This window comes from Rhodococcus sp. P4_C10 (genome assembly GCF_056402135.1).
The window spans coordinates 275,305-294,359 of record NZ_JBFUHZ010000010.1 but is presented as its reverse complement, the minus strand read 5'-3'; the positions used below and the strand labels follow the sequence as shown (position 1 = coordinate 294,359).

Annotated in this window: 17 protein-coding genes and 2 pseudogenes; 11 read left to right on the top strand and 8 right to left on the bottom strand. The window is 72.2% G+C overall.

Going from position 1 to position 19,055, the window contains the following annotated elements; translation table 11 throughout:
- A pseudogene (locus AC1DWC_RS09920) lies at positions 1-812 on the bottom strand (hypothetical protein); the annotation flags it as partial.
- Between the two features lie 304 nt (positions 813-1,116).
- On the opposite strand from AC1DWC_RS09920, the gene AC1DWC_RS09915 reads away from it, so the two are divergent.
- Positions 1,117-1,965 (top strand): M23 family metallopeptidase, encoded by an 849-nt coding sequence (locus tag AC1DWC_RS09915; protein ID WP_477907609.1) that lies wholly within the window; start codon positions 1,117-1,119, stop codon positions 1,963-1,965.
- A 95-nt stretch (positions 1,966-2,060) separates the two neighbouring features.
- Here the strand turns inward: AC1DWC_RS09915 and AC1DWC_RS09910 are convergent, their stop codons facing one another.
- On the bottom strand, positions 2,061-4,541 hold the full coding sequence (locus AC1DWC_RS09910; protein ID WP_477907585.1) for a UvrD-helicase domain-containing protein: 2,481 nt from the start codon (positions 4,539-4,541) through the stop codon (positions 2,061-2,063).
- A gap of 112 nt (positions 4,542-4,653) precedes the next feature.
- Here AC1DWC_RS09910 and AC1DWC_RS09905 point away from each other — a divergent pair.
- Positions 4,654-4,899 (top strand): annotated as a pseudogene (locus AC1DWC_RS09905) (chorismate mutase); the annotation flags it as partial.
- On the opposite strand, the gene AC1DWC_RS09900 reads toward AC1DWC_RS09905, so the two are convergent.
- Complete coding sequence (locus tag AC1DWC_RS09900; protein ID WP_477907583.1) at positions 4,857-6,308, bottom strand: NAD-dependent succinate-semialdehyde dehydrogenase; 1,452 nt, start codon at positions 6,306-6,308, stop codon at positions 4,857-4,859. The pseudogene AC1DWC_RS09905 and the gene AC1DWC_RS09900 overlap by 43 nt on opposite strands.
- Before the next feature lie 204 nt (positions 6,309-6,512).
- On the opposite strand from AC1DWC_RS09900, the gene pgi reads away from it, so the two are divergent.
- The gene (gene pgi, locus AC1DWC_RS09895; protein WP_477907581.1) at positions 6,513-8,162 is read left to right on the top strand and encodes a glucose-6-phosphate isomerase; all 1,650 of its coding nucleotides are present in this window, start codon (positions 6,513-6,515) and stop codon (positions 8,160-8,162) included.
- A gap of 10 nt (positions 8,163-8,172) precedes the next feature.
- On the opposite strand, the gene AC1DWC_RS09890 is transcribed toward pgi, so the two are convergent.
- Entirely contained in the window at positions 8,173-9,012 is an 840-nt protein-coding gene (locus AC1DWC_RS09890) for an FAD:protein FMN transferase (protein ID WP_477836935.1), read from the bottom strand.
- A gap of 119 nt (positions 9,013-9,131) precedes the next feature.
- Here AC1DWC_RS09890 and AC1DWC_RS09885 point away from each other — a divergent pair, with 119 nt between their 5' ends.
- The gene (locus AC1DWC_RS09885) at positions 9,132-9,914 is read left to right on the top strand and encodes a crotonase/enoyl-CoA hydratase family protein (RefSeq protein WP_477907579.1); all 783 of its coding nucleotides are present in this window, start codon (positions 9,132-9,134) and stop codon (positions 9,912-9,914) included.
- A gap of 12 nt (positions 9,915-9,926) precedes the next feature.
- On the opposite strand, the gene AC1DWC_RS09880 is transcribed toward AC1DWC_RS09885, so the two are convergent.
- The gene (locus tag AC1DWC_RS09880; RefSeq protein WP_477907577.1) at positions 9,927-10,691 is read right to left on the bottom strand and encodes an SDR family oxidoreductase; all 765 of its coding nucleotides are present in this window, start codon (positions 10,689-10,691) and stop codon (positions 9,927-9,929) included.
- 31 nt (positions 10,692-10,722) lie between these two features.
- Here AC1DWC_RS09880 and AC1DWC_RS09875 point away from each other — a divergent pair, with 31 nt between their 5' ends.
- Together AC1DWC_RS09875 and AC1DWC_RS09870 are read left to right on the top strand one after the other, a co-directional pair.
- Positions 10,723-12,186, top strand: coding sequence for a dihydrolipoyl dehydrogenase family protein (locus tag AC1DWC_RS09875; RefSeq protein ID WP_477907575.1), 1,464 nt, complete (start codon positions 10,723-10,725; stop codon positions 12,184-12,186).
- Positions 12,119-13,669 (top strand): carboxylesterase/lipase family protein, encoded by a 1,551-nt coding sequence (locus tag AC1DWC_RS09870; RefSeq protein WP_477907573.1) that lies wholly within the window; start codon positions 12,119-12,121, stop codon positions 13,667-13,669. Before AC1DWC_RS09875 ends, AC1DWC_RS09870 begins: the two co-directional genes overlap by 68 nt.
- 32 nt (positions 13,670-13,701) lie before the next feature.
- Here the strand turns inward: AC1DWC_RS09870 and AC1DWC_RS09865 are convergent, their stop codons facing one another.
- Entirely contained in the window at positions 13,702-14,577 is an 876-nt protein-coding gene (locus AC1DWC_RS09865) for an Fpg/Nei family DNA glycosylase (protein WP_477907571.1), read from the bottom strand.
- An 18-nt stretch (positions 14,578-14,595) separates the two neighbouring features.
- Positions 14,596-15,336 carry a precorrin-6A synthase (deacetylating) gene (gene cobF / locus AC1DWC_RS09860; protein WP_072842893.1) on the bottom strand — a complete coding sequence of 247 codons (741 nt, stop codon included), beginning with the start codon at positions 15,334-15,336 and terminating at the stop codon, positions 14,596-14,598.
- A gap of 156 nt (positions 15,337-15,492) precedes the next feature.
- Between cobF and AC1DWC_RS09855 the strand changes: the two genes are divergently transcribed.
- The 5 genes from AC1DWC_RS09855 to AC1DWC_RS09835 all read left to right on the top strand — a co-directional run bounded on the left by AC1DWC_RS09855 (position 15,493) and on the right by AC1DWC_RS09835 (position 18,586).
- On the top strand, positions 15,493-16,251 hold the full coding sequence (locus AC1DWC_RS09855) for a thymidylate synthase (RefSeq protein WP_477837426.1): 759 nt from the start codon (positions 15,493-15,495) through the stop codon (positions 16,249-16,251).
- Complete coding sequence (locus AC1DWC_RS09850) at positions 16,251-16,736, top strand: dihydrofolate reductase (RefSeq protein ID WP_477907569.1); 486 nt, start codon at positions 16,251-16,253, stop codon at positions 16,734-16,736. The genes AC1DWC_RS09855 and AC1DWC_RS09850 overlap by 1 nt, the downstream gene beginning before the upstream one ends.
- An 85-nt stretch (positions 16,737-16,821) precedes the next feature.
- The gene (locus tag AC1DWC_RS09845) at positions 16,822-17,148 is read left to right on the top strand and encodes a cupin domain-containing protein (protein WP_072842896.1); all 327 of its coding nucleotides are present in this window, start codon (positions 16,822-16,824) and stop codon (positions 17,146-17,148) included.
- A gap of 41 nt (positions 17,149-17,189) precedes the next feature.
- Positions 17,190-17,852: an alpha/beta hydrolase family protein gene (locus tag AC1DWC_RS09840; RefSeq protein ID WP_477836949.1), complete on the top strand. Its 663-nt coding sequence runs from the start codon at positions 17,190-17,192 to the stop codon at positions 17,850-17,852.
- Complete coding sequence (locus tag AC1DWC_RS09835) at positions 17,849-18,586, top strand: SRPBCC family protein (RefSeq protein WP_477907567.1); 738 nt, start codon at positions 17,849-17,851, stop codon at positions 18,584-18,586. Before AC1DWC_RS09840 ends, AC1DWC_RS09835 begins: the two co-directional genes overlap by 4 nt.
- Positions 18,587-18,596: 10 nt before the next feature.
- Here AC1DWC_RS09835 and AC1DWC_RS09830 read toward each other — a convergent pair.
- Positions 18,597-19,055: Tat pathway signal protein (locus AC1DWC_RS09830; RefSeq protein WP_477907565.1), on the bottom strand; the 459-nt coding region annotated here is incomplete at its 5' end.

Here is a 19,055-nt window from a genome sequence, read left to right as displayed (position 1 = left end):
GCCACCAGGCCCGCCACCAGCCTCGACCCGGCCAGCCCCAGCGCGGCGGTGGCGGCGCCGAGCAGCGCGCCCGACGCGACCGCGGGCGAGACGGACACCAGCGCCGCCGCGACCACCACCAGCACCGCGACCGCCACCAGCGCGGTGCCGATCGCGGTGGCGGCGGGCGAACCCAGCAGCGGACGCATCAGCAGCACCGGGTCGGCGGAGTGCAGGGGCGCGGCGCAGAGCGCGGCCGCCAGGATCAGCGCGGCAGTCGCCGCGGCCGCGGAAAGCGGGGCCCCGATGCGACGGCCGACCGCGGCGCCGTCGTGATCCGGGTAGTCGCTGCGGCCGTAGCCGTCCGCCTCGGCGGCCCGCGCGACCGTCACCATGCCGAGCACGCCCGCGAGGACCGCGAGCCCGTGTCCCAGCAGCACCGCGACGGCACCCGGGCCCGCGTCGAGACGAGCGGCGGTGAGTGGGCGGAAGAGTTCGAGCCGGTTCGCGTCGATCGGCGACGCCCACAACTGCAGGTCCATGACGGCGAGCCCGAGGGCCACCGCGCCGGCACCGGCCAGCAGCGCGCCCGCGGCGGCGGGGCGTCGGCGGAGCAGCGCCAGCAGCGCCAGCACGGGCGCGGCGGCGGCGCACACCGCGGCCACGATCGCGGCGGCCGTCACCGCCTCCCCGGCGGACGGACCCGCCACCACGAGCACTGGGGCGACGGCGAGGAAGACGGCACCGATCAGCCCGACGGCGACTGCAGCGGACGCCGTGGACCGCCGGGGAGCGACCGGGACGGAAGGCCTGGCCTGAAGTGAGGACGACACGGGGTCCGACGGTAGTGCCGGAGGGCGCCGAATCACGTCGATAGGCCACCGTGACCATTCTGTGACAGATGTCACATATGGCCCGGGAGGGGGCCGAAGAGTTGCGGCCACTGCGACCGTTTCGTTACCGTCGCTTCGGTCAAAGTCACAGGCAGGTCACGAACGAGGAAGGTCGCAGGTTTTGTCTAAACACCGCACTTCCTCCACGAATCGGTTCGTCGCGCAGCCGGAACCGGAAGACCTACCCGCTTACCCGTATTCGCAGAACTCGGCCCAGCGTTACACGGGGCTCTCGGATGTCGAGATCCCCGCCACGACGAGTCACCTCTCCACCCCGCCCGACCAGTTCGACGCCTTCTCCTCGGATCTCGCAGCTCCCGCTCGACGCGGTGGAGCGCACCGGATCCCCACTCCCCCCTCCGCCCTCAAGGGCCGCGCCGCGGTGCTCGCGGTCGCCGCCGGCGCCGTCGCGGTCGCCGGCCAGTCCGCTCTCACCGACGCCCCGGGCCAGAACGCCCAGGTCGCACTCGCCGCGGACAGCGAGTCGAACATCGGCGCCACCGCCGAGCCGCAGGCCGCCCAGTTCGGCGGCACCGCCGCCACCGGCATCACCGACGCCGCCGCCCCGTCGCAGGCACCGCAGGTGCTCAACGTCGCCGACCCGGCAGACCTCGGCCAGTTCTCGAACCTGCTCGCCAAGGGCCAGCGGTTCACCGAGGAACGCGCCGCCCGCGAGGCAGCCGCCCGTCGACCGCTCTTCGCCCTGCCCGCCGTCGGCTCCTTCACCTCGAACTTCGGTGCCCGCTGGGGCACGCTGCACGCCGGCGTCGACATCGCGAACGCCATCGGCACCCCGATCTACGCGGTCGCCGACGGCGAGGTCATCGACTCCGGCCCCGCACAGGGCTTCGGCATGTGGGTTCGCCTGCTGCACGCCGACGGAACCATCACCGTCTACGGCCACATCGACTCGTCCAACGTGTCGGTCGGCCAGCACGTCATGGCCGGCGACCAGATCGCCCGGATGGGCAACCGCGGCTTCTCCACCGGCCCGCACCTGCACTTCGAGGTGCACCTGGCCGGCGAGAACAAGATCGACCCGCTGCCCTGGCTGGCCTCGCGGGGCATCAGCCTCGGCGTCGAGCGCGACTGACGTCCGACAACGTCAGAACCCAGACAGACCAGAACCTCGAGACCACGAAAACGGGCCGCCTCCCTCGGGAGGCGGCCCGTTTCGCATGTCCCGGGCTAGAGCTTGATCATCGGGACGCCACCGATGAGCATCAGCCGCACCTTGCCCGCGGACCCGAAGTCGACGGTCACCGTCGCGGTCGGCCCGGCGCCCTTGACCTCGAGCACCGTGCCCAGGCCGTACTTGTCGTGGCTGACCCGGTCCCCGACCGCCAGCACCAGGTGGTTGTTGCGCCCACGGGGGGCGCCGAAGCTGGGGGTCGCGTTGGCGGAGCCGCTGCCGTACCCCGAACCGGACCCGCCGCCGTACCCGCCGCTTCCGTAGCTGCCGCCGTAGCCCTGGCCGCCCCGCGGACGTCCGCCGCCGATGGCTCCGCCCCCGGGCCCCGGGTCCTCGCGACGCCAGTGCAGCAGGTCCGTCGGGATCTCCTGCAGGAACCGTGACTCCGGGTTGGTGATCGGCTGGCCCCACGCCGACCGCATCACCGCGCGGGTCAGGTACAGCCGCTGGCGCGCCCGGGTGATGCCGACGTACGCCAGCCGGCGCTCCTCCGACAGCTCGGCGGGGTCGCCGAGGGCCCGCATGTGCGGGAACTGGCCGTCCTCCCAGCCGGTCACGAACACCACCGGGAACTCGAGGCCCTTGGCGGTGTGCAGGGTCATCAGGGTGACCACGCCGTCGCCGTTGTCCGGCAACTGGTCCGAGTCCGCGACCAACGACACCCGCTCGAGGAACGCGGCCAGCGACCCCGGATCGGGTTCGCCCTCGCCGGGGTTGAGGTCGTCGACCTCGGCGGCCGCCGCGGCGCCCTCGAGCGACTCGTCGACCTCCGGCTCCGGCTCCAGCCCGGCAGCGTTGCGCGCGTCGGAACTGAATTCCCTTGCCACGCTGACCAGTTCGTTGAGGTTGTCGAGACGGGCACCGTCCTGGGGGTCGCTGCTGGCCTCGAGTTCGGCGCGGTAGCCGGTGCGGTCGAGCACCGCCTCGACCACCTCGCCGATGTCGATCAGGCCGTTCTCGTCCAGCGTCATGGACTCGCGGATGCCGTCCATCATCTCGGCGAACGCGGCAATGGCCTTCTGCGATCGGGTGTTCAGCAGCGGGACGGTGCCGTCGACCGCGTCCTGCAGGGCCCGGGCGAAACCGATGCCGCGCTGCTCCGAGTGCACCGCGACACAGGCCTCGGCGCGGTCGCCGATCCCGCGGCGCGGGGTGTTGAGGATGCGGCGCAGGCTGACGGTGTCGTCCGGGTTCGCCAGCACCCGCAGGTACGCGACGATGTCGCGGACCTCCTTGCGCTCGTAGAAGCGCACGCCGCCGACCACCTTGTACGGCAGCCCGAGCCGGATGAAGATCTCCTCCAACGCCCGGGACGAGTTGTTGGTGCGGTAGAACACCGCGACGTCGCCGAACTTCGCCTCGCCGGCGTCGACCAGCCTGTCGATCTCCGACGCCACGAACGACGCCTCGTCGTGCTCGTTGTCCGCGACGTACCCGGTGATCAGCTCGCCCTCGCCGGAGTCGGTCCACAGCCGCTTGTCCCGGCGGCCGGTGTTGCGCGAGATCACCGCGTTGGCCGCGGACAGGATGTTCTGCGTCGACCGGTAGTTCTGCTCGAGCAGGATGGTCCGGGCGTCGGGGTAGTCCCGCTCGAACTCCTCGATGTTTCGGATGGTGGCGCCCCGGAAGGCGTAGATCGACTGGTCCGCGTCGCCCACCACGCACAGCTCGGCCGGCTCCACCGTCGGGTCCGCCGACTCCCCGGCCGCCCCGACCAGTTCGCGCACCAGCACGTACTGGGCGTGGTTGGTGTCCTGGTACTCGTCCACCAGCACGTGCCGGAACCGGCGCCGGTAGTACTCGGCGACCTGCGGGTAGTTCTGCAGCAGCGCGACCGTCTCGCCGATCAGGTCGTCGAAGTCCATGGCGTTGGCCGAGCGCAGCCGGGCCTGGTAGTGGCCGTACACCGTGGCGACCAGACGGACCAGCTCGTTGGGGTCCTTGTCCGCGTCGGCGGCCGCCCGCTCCGGGCCGATCAGCTCGTTCTTGAGGTTCGAGATGTGGGTGGCCAGCAGCCGCGCCGAGTACCGCTTGGTGTCGATCTCCAGGTCCTTGGAGATCATCGTCAGCAGCCGGCGCGAGTCGTCCGCGTCGTAGATGGTGAAGTTCGAGTTGAGCCCGGGCAGCAACGCCGACTGCATCCGCAGGATCCGCACGCAGCTGGAGTGGAAGGTGGAGACCCACATGTTCCGGGCCCGCGGCCCGACCAGCTGCGCCACCCGCTCGCGCATCTCCGCGGCCGCCTTGTTGGTGAACGTAATCGCCAGCACCTGCCCGGGCGAGACGTCCCGTTCGGCCAGCAGGTAGGCGATCCGCCTGGTCAGCACCGCGGTCTTCCCCGAGCCGGCGCCGGCCACGATGAGCAGCGGGGAGCCCGCGTGCACCACGGCCTCACGCTGCTGCGCGTTGAGCCCCTCGAGGAGCGCCGTCGTGGAGGTGCGGGTGTCCGCCTGACCTGCTGCAGAGAAAGTGTTCATCGCCTCTCAACGCTACCGGCGTGGACCGACAAGGAGGTGCCCGGATGGGGGCCGGTCGTGGCCACCGGCATCTCCGCGTGAGAAAATGTGGCCGACACGAGGAGAACATCACATGGGCACCCCAGTTTCCGCCGACGCGTCCGACGCCGACCTGCCCACCAGCGAGGCGGAGATCGACGAACTGCGCAAGGAGATCGACCGGCTCGACGCCGAGATCCTCGCGGCCATCAAGCGGCGCAGCGAGGTCTCCCAGATCATCGGCCGCACCCGGATGGCGTCCGGCGGCCGCCGCGGGCCGTCCGGGCCCGCGGCGCGCTACTGCAGCGCGATGTACTTGGTCTCCAGGTACTCGTCGATCCCCTCGATGCCGCCCTCCCGGCCGAAGCCGGAGGACTTGACCCCGCCGAACGGCGCGGCGGCGTCGGAGATCACTCCCCGGTTCACCCCGACCATCCCGGCCTCGAGCGCCGACGCCACCCGCAGCGCCCGGTCCAGGTCCCGGGTGTAGATGTACGCGGCCAGGCCGTACTCGGTGTCGTTGGCGGCGGCGATGCCGTCGGCCTCGGTCTCGAAGCCGTGGATCGCGGCGACCGGGCCGAACACCTCCTCGCGCAGGATCCGGGCGTCGGCCGGCACCTCGGTGAGCACCGTGGCCGGGTAGAAGTAGCCGGGACCGGCAGGTTCGACCCCGCCGAGGCGCAGCACCGCGCCCCGGTCGACGGCGTCACCGACCAGCTCGCGCACCGTCGCCACCTGGTCCGGGTTGATCAACGGGCCGAGCTTTGCGTCCGGGTCGGTGCCCGGCCCGAGCGTCATCGCCCGCATCCGCTCGGTGAGCCGGGCACCGAACTCCTCACGCACCGAGTTCTGCACGTGGAAGCGGTTGGCCGCGGTGCAGGCCTCGCCCCCGTTGCGCAGCTTCGCGAGCATGGCGCCGTCCACCGCCGCGTCCAGGTCGGCGTCGTCGAACACCACGAACGGGGCGTTGCCGCCGAGTTCCATCGAGGTCCGCAGCAGCCCGGTCGCGGACTGCGCGAGCAGCGCCTTCCCGACGCCGGTCGACCCGGTGAAGGTGAGCTTGCGCAGCCTCGGGTCCGCGAGCAGCGGCGCGGTCAGCGCCCCCGCCCGGGAGGTCGGCAGCACCGCGAGCACGCCGTCGGGAACGCCGGCGTCGGCGCACAGCTGACCGAGCAGCAGCATCGTCAGCGGGGTCTCGGCGGCCGGCTTGACGATCATCGTGCAGCCGGCGGCCAGCGCCGGACCGATCTTGCGGGTGCCCATGGCCAGCGGGAAGTTCCACGGGGTGATCGCCAGGCACGGCCCGACCGGCATCTTGTCGACCAGGATCCGGCCGGTGCCGGCGGGTGCGGGCGTGTACCGGCCGCCGATGCGCACCGCCTCCTCGCTGAACCACCGGAAGAACTCGGCGCCGTACGCCACCTCGCCGCGGCTCTCGGCGAGCACCTTGCCCATCTCCAGGGTCATCAGGAGGGCGAGGTCGTCGGCGCGGGCGGTGACGGCCTCGAACAGCGCCCGCAGCACCTCGGCCCGCTGCCGCGCGGGGGTGGTGGCCCACGCCGCCTGGGCCTCGACCGCGGCGTCGAGCGCCCGCAGCCCGTCGGCCGGGGAGGCGTCCGCGACGGTGGCCAGCGGCTCGCCGGTCGCGGGGTTGCGCACGGTGAACGTGGCACCGCCCTCCGCGTCGACCTGCTTGCCGCCGATCCAGAGCTTGGTGGGGACCGAATCGATCAATGCTCGCTCGTCCATGGCCTCCATACTGCCCGCCCCGGGCCGCCGCGTCAGGCCGTGCGGCCCGCCGAGTGTCCCCTCCCGTCGCGGCTCCCGGGCCGACACCCCGGCGGCTGCGCACTCGGCGAAACCGAAGCGGCACTACGTCACACGATCGATCAAGGGGTCTCGACAGTCGGAAGTAGGTCGGCGTACCCTGCCCCGCCCCACTAGGCTCGCTGCATGAGCCTCGACATCACCGGTACGGCCGCCTGGCAGGAGTTGCGCGCGCACCACGACCTGGTCGCGTCCACCCACCTGCGCGAGTTCTTCGCCGAGGACCCGGTGCGTGGTCGCGAGCTCACCCTGACCGCGGGAGACCTCTACATCGACTACAGCAAGCACCGGGTCAGCCGGGAGACGCTGCGGCTGTTGGTCGAGCTGGCCCGCACGGCCGGGGTCGAGGAACGCCGGGACGCGATGCTGCGCGGCGACCACGTCAACTCCTCCGAGGACCGGGCGGTGCTGCACACGGCCCTGCGACTGCCCGCGGACGCGACGCTGACGGTCGACGGCCAGGACGTGGTCGCCGACGTGCACGCGGTGCTCGCCCGGATGGGCGAGTTCACCGACCGGCTCCGGTCCGGCGAGTGGCGCGGCGCCACCGGCGAGCGGATCACCACCGTGGTCAACATCGGCATCGGCGGCTCCGACCTCGGCCCGGTGATGGCGTACCGCGCGCTGCGGCACTACGCGAACGCCGGCGTCGCCGCCCGCTTCGTCTCCAACATCGACCCCGCCGACCTGGTCAGCAAGCTGGCCGGCCTGGACCCGGCGACGACGCTGTTCATCGTCGCCTCGAAGACCTTCTCCACCCTCGAGACGCTCACCAACGCGACCGCGGCCCGCCGCTGGCTGACCGCCGCCCTCGGCGACGACGCCGTCGCCAAGCACTTCGTCGCGGTGTCCACCCACGAGCAGCGGGTGGCCGACTTCGGCATCGACACCGCCAACATGTTCGGCTTCTGGGACTGGGTCGGCGGGCGGTACTCGGTGGACTCGGCGATCGGGCTCTCGCTGATGGCCGTCGTCGGCAAGGAGGCGTTCGCCGAGTTCCTCTCCGGCTTCCACACCATCGACCGGCACTTCGCCGAGACGCCGCTGGAGCGGAACGCGCCGGCCCTGCTCGGCCTGATCGGCGTCTGGTACTCGAGCTTCTTCGACGCGGATTCCCGTGCGGTGCTGCCCTATTCGAACGACCTCGGCCGGTTCGCGGCGTACCTGCAGCAGCTCACCATGGAGTCCAACGGCAAGTCGGTCCGCTGCGACGGGTCCCCGGTGAGCACCCCGACGGGCGAGATCTTCTGGGGCGAGCCGGGCACCAACGGCCAGCACGCCTTCTACCAACTGCTGCACCAGGGCACCCGGCTCTCGCCCGCGGACTTCATCGGGTTCGCCGAGCCCACCGACGACCTGCCGACGCTCGACGGCACCGGCAGCATGCACGACATCCTGATGAGCAACCTCTTCGCGCAGACCAAGGTGCTGGCGTTCGGCAAGACCGCCGAGGAGATCGCGGCCGAGGGCACCGCACCGGAACTGGTGCCGCACAAGGTGATGCCCGGAAACCGTCCGTCGACCACCATTCTCGCGCCGAAGGTGACGCCGTCGGTGCTCGGTCAGCTGATCGCCCTCTACGAGCACCAGGTGTTCGTAGAGGGCGTGGTGTTCGGCATCGACTCCTTCGACCAGTGGGGCGTCGAGCTCGGCAAGACCCAGGCGCTCGAACTCGAGCCACTGCTCACCGACGCCGAAGCGCCTACCTCACAGGGCGATTCGTCGACCGACACGTTGATCAGCTGGTACCGGGGCCGGCGCGGCCGACTCGTCTGACGCCGCTCGGTCAGGCGACGTGGCCGTGCGGGGACAGGTGCGTCCACGCCTCGGTGGTGCGCACGCTCCCCCGCCGGTACGCCACCCGGCCCGCGAGGTCGTTCTCGGCCAGCCACCGCAGTGCCGCCACGCCCCGGCCCAGCGCGGCCGCCGCGGCGGCGTAGGCCCACAGCCCGTCCTCCGCGATCACCGTGACCGTCTCGAGGCCGGCGTCCGCGACGTCCGGCCCCGGCACCGCCGCACGGGCGCGGGCCAGCGCGGTCCCGGTGAGCACCTCGACGCAGGTACCGGCGGCGGTGAAATTCCCCGTCGCTGCGCTCGCCCCGATATCGACCTGCCAGCCCCCGATCGGACAGTGCCCTGCCGTGGCGACGACGTCGCCGACCCGGACCAGCACCCCGCACTCGAGCGAGGTGGCCGCCACCCGGGCGGCCTCGTGTGCCGTCCCGGCCTTGGCGGTGCCGGTGATGTCCAGGCAGACCCCGAACGGGGCGAAGACGGTGTCCCCGGTGACCCGGACGTCGGCGAAGGTCGGCTCCAGGTGAATGGACGGCACCCGAGCCGGGTCCACCGGCTCGCGCGAGAGCGGCGAGACCGCGCCGCCGGTCATCCGCGCAGCCCACAGCGCCGAGCGGATCAGTGCGAGCAGGCGCCTGCTGGCCTGGACCGGCACGCCCTGCGCCATGTTGACCGCGTGGATCTCGGCGTCGCCTCGCGTGAGGTCGCAGGCCGCGCGGACGTCCGCCAAGGCGGCGGACACGATGTCCGCGGCGCATCCGAGGGCCGCCCCCTCGGTGACGCGCACCTCGATCTCACTTCCCCAGGTACTCCACTGCGTGCTCGGAACCATGGCGTGCTCCACACGGAAAATTGGCGCTGCCCCGCGAGACAGCGGTACTGAACTTCCAGTATGCGCCAGTATCCCGAGATTCGACTGTGCACCTCCACGAGCGGGCGTAACGTCGGGACATGAGTGCGCTCAGTGAGCCCGCCGGAGTGCGCGTCGAGCGCCGCGGCGCCGTCACCACCGTCGTCCTGAACCGTCCCGCGGCCCGCAACGCCGTCGACGGCCCCACCGCCGCCGCACTGGTGGACGCCTTCACCGCCTTCGACGCCGACACCGACGCGTCGGTGGGGGTGCTGCACGGCGACGGCGGAACCTTCTGTGCCGGAGCCGACCTCAAGGCCCTCGGCACGCCGGACTCCAACCGGCTGGACCGGGACGGCGACGGCCCGATGGGACCGACCCGGATGCGACTGGGCAAGCCGGTGATCGCGGCGATCGCCGGGCACGCGGTGGCCGGCGGGCTCGAACTGGCGCTGTGGTGCGACCTGCGCATCGCCGAGGAGGACGCGGTCCTCGGGGTGTTCTGCCGGCGATGGGGCGTCCCGTTGATCGACGGCGGCACCGTGCGCCTGCCGCGGTTGATCGGCGCCAGCCGGGCCATGGACCTGGTGCTCACCGGCCGTCCGGTCGACGCGCAGGAGGCCCTGTCGATGGGCCTGGTGAACCGGGTGGTCCCGGTCGGCCAGGCCCGGGCCGAGGCGGAGAAACTGGCCGCCGAACTGGCCGCGTTCCCGCAGACCTGCCTGCGCCAGGACCGGTTGTCGCTGCTCGAGCAGGAGGGACTCGACGAGGACGCGGCCCTGCGCTCTGAGTTCGAGCGGGGGCTGGTCTCGCTGCAGGCCGACGCGCTGTCCGGCGCGGCCCGCTTCGCGTCCGGCGCGGGCCGGCACGGGAGCTTCGGCTGAGCCCACCCGCCGCTACATGAACCGCCCGGTCAGCCGGGCCGGCAGCACCCGCAGCAGCAGCTCGATCGGCCGCCACGGCCATCCAGGCACCACCGCGCGACGCGGTTCCCGCTCGATCGCGGCCACCATCGACCGCACCCCCGCGACGGTGTCCGCCATCAGCGGCGTCTTGGCGACCTTCTCGTTGATCGGCGTGCGGATGTAACCGGGCAGGATCGTGGTGACCACGATGTCGCTGCCCGCCAGTTCGGTCGCCAGGCCCTCGCCCATCGCGGCGACCGCCGCCTTGCTCGCCGAGTACGCGGTCTGCGCCTTGGGCATCCCGCGCACCGCGCTCATCGACGACACCAGCACCAGGTGCCCGGCGCCGCGGGCCCGCAGCAGTTCCATCGCCGCCTCCGTCTGCGCCAGCGCGCCGACGAAATTGGTCTGCGCGGTCTCGAGATTCATCTCCGGCCGGCCCGAGCCGATCACCGCGCCCTTGCCGAGACCCGCGTTGACCACGAACCTGTCGATCCCGCCGAGCTCGTCGTCCAGTTCGCCGAAGACCCTGCGAACCGCGGCGTGGTCGTTGACGTCCAGGGCGCGGACCGCGACGGTGACCGACGGGTGCGCGGCCAGCAACTGCGCCCGCAGCGCCTCGAGCGCGTCCACCCGCCGGGCACAAAGCGCCAGGTCGCGGCCCTGCGCGGCGAACTGCCGGGCCATCTCGGCACCGAGCCCCGAGCTCGCGCCACTGATCAGGATGCGGGTGCGGGTCTGCCGCGTTGCGCTCACGGGTGCCCACCCTGCCATTACGGTGGAACCCATGACCACCACGACAGACGAATACGACGTCATCGTGATCGGCGGGGGGCCCGCCGGGGAGAACGCGGCCGCCTACGCCATCGCCGGATCATCTCGCACCGCGGCAATCGTCGAGCACGAACTGGTCGGCGGCGAGTGCTCGTACTGGGCGTGCATGCCCAGCAAGGCACTGCTCCGGCCCGCGGAGGTGCTCGGCTCCGCCCGCGCCATGCCGGGGGTCCGCGGCCTGGTCGGCATCGGCCGGCTCGACGTGCCCGCGGTGCTGCGCAGGCGCGACGCCATCACCAACAACCACGACGACTCCGGCCAGGTGTCCTGGGCGGAGTCCGCGGGAATCGACGTGATCCGCGGGGCGGGCTCGCTCACCGGCGAACGGACCGTGCTCGTCTCGCGGCCGGACCGGCCTACCCGCACGTTGCGGGCCCGCACCGCGGTGGTGCTGGCCACCGGGAGCACGGCCGCGGTGCCGCCGCTCCCCGGCCTCGCGGAGGCGCTGCCGTGGACCTCCCGCGACGCCACCAACCTGCGGGAGGTGCCCGCCCGGGTCGCGATCATCGGCGGCGGCGTGGTGGCCACCGAGTGCGCGAACTGGATGCTCGCCCTCGGGGTCCGCGAGCTGACGCTGCTCGTCCGCGGCGACGCGCTGCTCGCGTCCGCGGAACCCTTTGCCGGCGAACTGGTCACGCGGTCGCTGCGAGAGGCCGGGGCCAGCGTGCGGTTCGGGGCACGGCTGCAGTCAGTCGAGCGCGAGGACCCGGAGGACACCGGCATCGGACGCGTCCACGGCGGGCCGGTCACCCTGGTCGTCGACGGCGAGCCGCTGGTCGTGGACGAGGTGATCGTCGCGGCCGGCCGTGTTCCCGCGACCGCGTCGTTGGGGCTCTCCGAGGCGGGTGTGGTGGCCACCGGTGCCGGACATGTCGCCACCGACGAGCATCTGACCGTGGAAGGCGCTGCGGGACAGTGGCTCTACGCGGTCGGCGACGTCAACGGCCGGGCGCCGCTCACCCACATGGGCAAGTACCAGGCCCGCGTGTGCGGGGACGTGATCGCGGCCCGCGCGGACGGCCGCGGCCTGGACGGCCCGCGCTTCACCGCGCACGCCGACCACGACCAGGTTCCGCAGGTGGTCTTCACTGACCCCGAGGTGGCCTCCGTCGGACGCACCGAACGCCGTGCCCGCGCCGACGGACTCGACGTGGAGACCGTCGAGGTGCCGATCGCGGTGGCCGGATCATCTTTGGCCCGAGACGATTTCACCGGTCGCGCCAAGCTGGTCATCGACCGCGCCACCGACACCCTGGTGGGCGCCACCTTCGTCGGCACCGAGGTCGCGGAGTTGGTGCACGCGGCGACCGTGGCCGTGGTGGGCGCCGTGCCGATGGACACGCTCTGGCATGCCGTCCCGTCCTACCCGACCGTCAGCGAGGTGTGGCTCCGGCTGCTCGAGGCCAGGCGTGACTGACCCGCTGCTGGTCCGGACGGACGCCGGCGACGTCCTCGGACGCGAGCAGGGCGGGCTCCGCTCCTGGCGCGCGATCCCCTACGCCGCGCCGCCGGTCGGCGCGCTGCGACTGCGGGCACCGCAACCGGTGACGCCCTGGCCGGAGGCCCTGGAGGCGTTCGAGTTCGGTTCCGCCGCACCGCAGTCGGGTCGGTTCGGCCGTCACGACGGTGGCACCGACGAGGACTGCCTGACCCTGAACGTGCTGGCGCCGTCCGCCCGCAGCATCAACCCCAGGCCGGTGATGGTGTTCATCCACGGCGGCGCGTACAGCGGCGGGTCGGCCTCCTCCCGGCTGTACCGCGGCGAGCGCCTGGTCCGCAACGGGCACGTCGTGTACGTGTCCCTGAACTACCGGCTCGGCGCGCTGGGCTACCTCGACTTCGGCGAGTACTCCACGCCGGAGCGCACTTTCGACTCGAACCTGGGCCTGCGCGACCAGGTGGCCGCGCTGGAGTGGGTGCAGCGCAACATCGCCGCGTTCGGCGGCGACCCCGACGCCGTCACGGTGTTCGGGGAGTCGTCCGGCGCCAACGCCGTCACCACGCTGATGTGCACGCCCGCCGCGCGCGGACTGTTCGCCCGGGCGATCGCGCAGAGCCCGCCCGCCGCGTCCGCGTACGGCCCGCACCGATCGAGACTCTGGGCGGCGGAGTTCCTGGAACTGCTCGGCGGTTCCGACGACCCGGCCACCGCGCTGACCACCGCGAGCCCCGAGACCCTGACCCGGGCGGGCGACGCGCTCGCCGCCCGCGGCGCGGACGAGGCACCCGGCACCCGCGCGTTCGCCCCACTGGTCGACGGCGAGTTCCTGCCGCGGCACCCGCTCGACGCCTTCGCCGACGGACACCAGCACCGGGTGCCGTTGATCATCGGCACCAATGCCCGTGAGGGCACGATGTTTCCGCGGTTCCTCGACATCATCCCCACCGACCCGGTCCGGATCGAGAAGATGTTCGCCGAGACCGACCCGGCGCTGAAGGCCCGGATCCTGGCGGCCTATCCCGGCTACCCGGACCGCGCGGCCGCCGTGCAACTCGGCGGCGACGTCACGTTCTGGGAGCCGTCCGTGCTGGTGGCCCAGGCCCACGCGGAGGTGGCGCCCACCTACGACTACCGCTACGACTTCGCGCCACGCCTGCTGCGGGCCACCGGGTTCGGCGCCACCCACGGCACCGAACTGCTCGCGGTGTTCGACGCCGCCGACCTGCCGCTCGGACGCGGGGCGACCGTCCTCGGCGGCCGGAAGGGGTTGCGCGCGGTCGCCTCGATCATGCAGTCGCACTGGCTGAACTTCGCCCGGCACGGCGAGCCCCGGCCGACGTGGCCGCGCTACACCGCCGAGCGACGCGAGACGCTGGTCGTCGACACCGTCGCCCGCGTCGAGTACGACCCGGACGCGGAGCGGCGGCGGGCCTGGATCGGCTACCGGCACCGGCGCTGAGCGGTCAGCGGTCAGCGGTCAGCGGCGCGCAATCACTTGAGCAGTCGGGACATCCGCCGGTCCGCCAGTACCTTGCCGCCGGTCTGGCAGGTCGGGCAGTACTGGAACGAACGCTCCGCGTACGACACCTCGCGCACCGTGTCCCCGCACACCGGGCAGGGCAGGCCGGTCCGGGCGTGCACCCGCATGCCGGAGCGTTTCTCCCCCTTGAGCCGCGCCGCGTCCTGGCCCACCGAGCGCGTGACCGCGTCGGTCAGCACCGACCGCATCGCGGTGTGCAGCGCGGCGACCTGCTCGTCGGTGAGCTTGTTGGCCGTGGCGAACGGCGACAGCTGCGCCACGTGCAGGATCTCGTCGGAGTAGGCGTTGCCGATCCCGGCGAGCACGCTCTGGTCGGTGAGCGCGGACTTGATCCGCTGGCCGGTCTTCGACAGCAGCTGCGCGAACGCCGGTTCGGTGACGTCGAGGGCGTCGGGTCCCAGCTTGGCGATGGTCGGCACCTCGGCCGGCGTCCGGACCAGCCACACCGCGAGCCGCTTCTTGGTGCCCGCCTCGGTGAGGTCGAACGCCGGAGTCCCGCCGTCGGGGGCGAAGAAGTGCATCCGCAGCGCCAGCGGCCCCTTTCCGGGCTTCGGCGGCGTCTCGCTGGGGTGGTCGGTCCAGCGCAGCCAGCCGGCGCGGGACAGGTGCATGATCAGCCACAGCCCGTCCTCCTCGCCACACCGGATGCCGAGGTGCTTGCCGAACCGGGCGGCGCCGCTCACGTCGCGGCCCGGCAGCGTGGAGATCGGCGGGTCGAAGGTCTTGAGCACGCTCAGTGCCGCGACGTCCACCCTCCCGATCACCGCACCCACCGCATGGGTGCGCAGGAACTGTGCCAGGGCCTCTACCTCGGGCAGTTCGGGCATGCGATCAAGCGTAAGGCGTCAGCGCCGGATCAGATAGGTATCCATGATCCAGCCCTTGCGCTCCCGCAGCTCCGCGCGCACGCGGACGATCTCGTCCTCCACCTGCCGCAGGTTCCCGGAGATCAGCACCTCGTCCTCGGTCCCGAGGTAGGCCCCCCACCAGATCTCGGCGTCCTCCCCCGGGACCTGGGTGAAGGTGCAGTCGGCGTCGAGCATCACCACGGCGTCGTCCACGCCGTCGGGCAGGCCCTCGCGCAGCCGCCGCCCGGTGGTGATGTGGACGGGACGGCCGATCCGATTGAGCACGATCCGGTGCTGCGCGGCCAGCGACTGCACGCTGGTGACGCCGGGGATCACCGAGTAGTCGAAGTCGACCACACCGCGCGCGAGCACCCGCTCGACGATCCGCAGGGTGCTGTCGTAGAGCGAGGGGTCGCCCCAGACCAGGATCGCGCCGACCCCGTCGACGGCGGCGAACTCGGCCTCGAACACCGCGGCCCGGCGGTCGTGCCAGTCGTCGACGACGCCCTGGTAGTCCGACGGCGTGCGATCCCGCGGCGGGTCGGTGATGTCCACCACCCGGTAGGTCCCGCGCATGTGCTCGTCGAGGATGCCCATCCGCAGGTCCACCAGGTCCTGCTTCTCGTCACCCTTGCCGATGACAAAGAAGACGTCGGCCCTGTTCATGGCCTTGACGGCCTGGATCGTCACCTGGTCGGGGTCGCCGGCGCCGATGCCGATCACGAGGAGCTCACGCATAGGGCGAGGCTATCGCCCGTGCGCCTTTCCGGTGGTAACCGCTACCGGAAGGGCGCACGGGCGGCGCAGCCGCCATGTGCGGCGATTAGGCTTGCGCGCGTGACTGCCCAGCCCGCCCCCGTTGCCACCCCGTACGAGGACCTGCTGCGGCTGGTCATGGAAACCGGCACGCCGAAGGCCGACCGCACCGGGACCGGCACCCGCAGCCTGTTCGGTCACCAGATGCGCTTCGACCTGCGCGACGGCTTCCCGCTGATCACCACCAAGAAGGTGCACCTCAAGTCCATCGTCTACGAGCTGCTGTGGTTCCTGCGCGGCGAGTCCAACGTCGAGTGGCTGCGCGAGCACGGCGTCACCATCTGGGACGAGTGGGCCTCTCCCGAGGGCGAGCTGGGTCCGGTCTACGGCGTGCAGTGGCGGTCCTGGCCGACGCCGGACGGCGAGCACATCGACCAGATCAGCAAGGTGCTCGAGACCCTGCGGACCAACCCGGACTCGAGGCGCATCATCGTCTCGGCCTGGAACGTCGCCGACCTCGATGCGATGGCTCTGCAGCCCTGCCACGCCTTCTTCCAGTTCTACGTCGCCGACGGCAGGCTCTCCTGCCAGCTCTACCAGCGCAGCGCCGACCTGTTCCTCGGGGTGCCGTTCAACATCGCCAGCTACGCGCTGCTCACCCACATGGTGGCCCAGCAGGCCGGGCTCGAGGTGGGCGAGTTCATCTGGACCGGCGGCGACTGCCACATCTACGACAACCACACCGAGCAGGTCGCCGAGCAGCTCAGCCGCGAGCCCTACGAGTACCCGACGCTGAAGCTGCGCAAGCGGGACTCGATCTTCGACTACGAGTTCGAGGACGTCGAGATCGTCGGCTACCGGCACCACCCGGCCATCAAGGCCCCGGTGGCCGTCTAGTGCTGGGTCTGATCTGGGCGCAGGACCGGGCCGGGGTGATCGGCCGCGACGGCGCGATCCCGTGGCGCATCCCCGAGGACATGGCCTACTTCAAGGACGTCACCACCGGCCACCCGGTGGTGATGGGCCGCAAGACCTGGGACTCGATCCCGCCCCGGTTCCGGCCGTTCAGCGACCGGCGCAACATCGTGGTCACCCGCGACCCGCGGTGGGCGGCCGMCGGCGCCGMGGCCGCGCACTCGGTGCCCGACGCGCTGGCCCTGGCCGGCAACGGCGAGACCTGGGCCATCGGCGGCGGCCAGATCTACTCCGCCGCACTGCCTCTCGCCGACCGACTGGCGGTGACGGAGGTCGACCTGGACGTCGAGGGCGACGCCTACGCCCCGCCGATCGGCCCGGAGTGGACGCCCGATCACACCGGGGACTGGCAGACCTCCAGCCGGGACGGCGTCCGCTTCCGGTTCCGCACGTACGTCCGACGCTGAGTCGTTACCCTCCTGTGGCCCCCTTTTGCGTGACGTGGGTCATACTGCTGGGGCAGGTGACAGACCCACCCCCGAGAGGCACGAGATGGACAAGAAGTCGCTGACCGCCGTTGCGCGGCAACAGCTCAAACTCGCCGCCGCCGCCTCGAGCGGCCGCAGTTCGCAGACGCTCGTCGGGGGCCATTCACGCGCACTCCGGCAGACCGTGGTCGCGCTGCGCGCCGGCGAGGGCCTGGCCGAGCACGACAACGCCGGAGACGCCACACTGCTGGTCCTGAGCGGGACGCTGTCCCTCGTCGTCGGCGAGAACTCCTGGAAGGGCTCGGCGGGCGACCTCCTGGTCATCCCGCAGGCCCGGCACAGCGTCGAGGCGCTCGAGGACGTCGCGTTCCTGCTCACCGTCGCCAAGTAGCACGCACCCGTCGTCGCGGTGACGGCGTAGGTTTGGGCGCCATGAGCGAGTTGTTCGAGCGCGACGGCGTACACGGTCACCTGCACCGCCCGGACGGCGAGCCGGTGGCCGCGCTGCTGCTGGCGCACGGCGCCGGCGGCAACTGCGAGGCTCCCCTGCTCCGACGCGCAGGCGACGAGTTCGCGGCGCGGGGCCTGCTCGTGCTGCGGTACGACCTGCCGTTCCGGCAACGACGGCCGAAGGGTCCCCCGCACCCGTCCGGGGCCGAGGCGGACCGGGCCGGGATCGCGGCGGCCGCCGACGCGGTCCGCGAGCTGGCGCCGGGACCGTTGCTGCTCGGCGGGCACTCCTACGGCGGTCGGCAGTCGTCGATGCTGGCGGCGGAACGCCCACAGGCCTGCGACGGCCTGCTGCTGTTCTCCTACCCGCTGCACCCGCCGGGAAAGCCCGAGAAGGCAAGGACCGCACACCTTCCCGACCTGCGCTGCCCCTGCGTGTTCGTGCACGGCACCCGCGACTCCTTCGGCACGCCGGACGAGCTGCGCGCCGCCCTCGAACTGGTCACCGCGCCGACGACGCTGGTCCTGGTCGACGGCAAGGGGCACGACCTGGCCCCGGACCGCAGCGACGCGGTCCCGCGCGCGGTGGCCGCCGCCGCGGAGGCCTTCGCCCTGCCCACGACTGACCCGGAGGACCCGCGATGACCACGGACCCGCAGCCCGTGATCGAGGCCACCGTCGCCGCGGCGCCCGACCTCGTCTGGCAGGCCCTGCGCGACCCGGCCCTGATCAGGCGCTGGCACGGCTGGGAGTACGACGGCGAGGACGGCCTGGACGAGGAGATCACGCAGATCTACTTCGACGGCGTCAGCGAGGACGCGCCGGCGCGGACCCTGACCCTCCAGGGCGGCGACCGGTTCACCCTCTCCCCGGGCAACGGCACCACCACGGTGCGGATCACCCGGGCGCCCAAGGGCGGGAACCCGGAGTGGGACGACTGGTACGAGGACATCACCGAGGGCTGGGCCACCTTCCTGCAACAGCTGCGCTTCGGCCTCGAGCGGCACGACCTCGCCGAGCGCCGCACCCTGCACCTGGACGGTCCGACCGGCGGGGTCACCGCCGCGCACCTGCTCGGGGTGGACACCGTCGTGGGCGACCCCGGTTCCGGGTACTCGGCGACGGTCGCGACCGGCGACACCCTGAGCGGCGCGGTGTGGTTCCGCTCCCCCACCCAACTCGGACTGACCGTGGACGCGTGGGGGCCGGGACTGCTCGTGCTCGGTGTCCTGCCCAGCAACCCACAGCGCCCCGGCGGAGGCGCTCAGGTCATCGTGAGCACCTACGGCCAGGGCGCCGAGGAGTTCGCGGCCCTCTCGGACCGCTGGGGCAGCTGGTGGGACACCCGCGAGAGCGCGGGCAGCTGCGACTGCGGCTAGCAGTACCCGGTCAGGCCGTCACGATGCCCATGCTCGGCCACCAGATGGTGCTCGTGACGACGTCCTCGGCCTTCGGCCCCACCTTGTGCTTGAGGTTGCCGTAGACGGCGCCGACGACCATGCCGCTGCCCACGTTCAGCGGGGCGGAGGAGATGACGGTCGGGATCACCTTGTTGTTCTGGTCCAGCCTGGTGATGCCGCTGGTCCCGTTGGCCAGGCTGTACCAGACCACGTTCAGCTCGGCGCCGGTCTGGTCGTCGGCGATGGTGCCGGGCCCGCCGAAGAACCCGAACCGGAACTCCTTGTTCATGTTGGTGGCGACCCCGGACCCGTACAGCTGGCCGAGGACCTCGCCGCCCTGCCCGGTGTCCGAGTAGGCGGGGACCGGGAAGATCTGGCCCGGCAGCGTGAAGACCGGCGTCACCGCACCCTTCACGTCCTTGGGTGCGGCGACGAGCCGCTCGACGGC

Excerpts from the sequence above, each read along its gene's own strand:
- AC1DWC_RS09835 (WP_477907567.1), top strand. The coding sequence starts at position 17,849 with ATGACCACGGACCCGCAGCCCGTGATCGAGGCCACCGTCGCCGCGGCG.
- AC1DWC_RS09910 (WP_477907585.1), bottom strand. The coding sequence starts at position 4,541 with ATGAACACTTTCTCTGCAGCAGGTCAGGCGGACACCCGCACCTCCACG.
- AC1DWC_RS09875 (WP_477907575.1), top strand. The coding sequence starts at position 10,723 with ATGACCACCACGACAGACGAATACGACGTCATCGTGATCGGCGGGGGG.
- cobF (WP_072842893.1), bottom strand. The coding sequence starts at position 15,336 with ATGCGTGAGCTCCTCGTGATCGGCATCGGCGCCGGCGACCCCGACCAG.
- AC1DWC_RS09840 (WP_477836949.1), top strand. The coding sequence starts at position 17,190 with ATGAGCGAGTTGTTCGAGCGCGACGGCGTACACGGTCACCTGCACCGC.
- AC1DWC_RS09885 (WP_477907579.1), top strand. The coding sequence starts at position 9,132 with ATGAGTGCGCTCAGTGAGCCCGCCGGAGTGCGCGTCGAGCGCCGCGGC.
- AC1DWC_RS09900 (WP_477907583.1), bottom strand. The coding sequence starts at position 6,308 with ATGGACGAGCGAGCATTGATCGATTCGGTCCCCACCAAGCTCTGGATC.
- AC1DWC_RS09855 (WP_477837426.1), top strand. The coding sequence starts at position 15,493 with ATGGAAACCGGCACGCCGAAGGCCGACCGCACCGGGACCGGCACCCGC.
- pgi (WP_477907581.1), top strand. The coding sequence starts at position 6,513 with ATGAGCCTCGACATCACCGGTACGGCCGCCTGGCAGGAGTTGCGCGCG.
- AC1DWC_RS09865 (WP_477907571.1), bottom strand. The coding sequence starts at position 14,577 with ATGCCCGAACTGCCCGAGGTAGAGGCCCTGGCACAGTTCCTGCGCACC.
- AC1DWC_RS09890 (WP_477836935.1), bottom strand. The coding sequence starts at position 9,012 with ATGGTTCCGAGCACGCAGTGGAGTACCTGGGGAAGTGAGATCGAGGTG.
- AC1DWC_RS09870 (WP_477907573.1), top strand. The coding sequence starts at position 12,119 with ATGCCGTCCCGTCCTACCCGACCGTCAGCGAGGTGTGGCTCCGGCTGC.
- AC1DWC_RS09845 (WP_072842896.1), top strand. The coding sequence starts at position 16,822 with ATGGACAAGAAGTCGCTGACCGCCGTTGCGCGGCAACAGCTCAAACTC.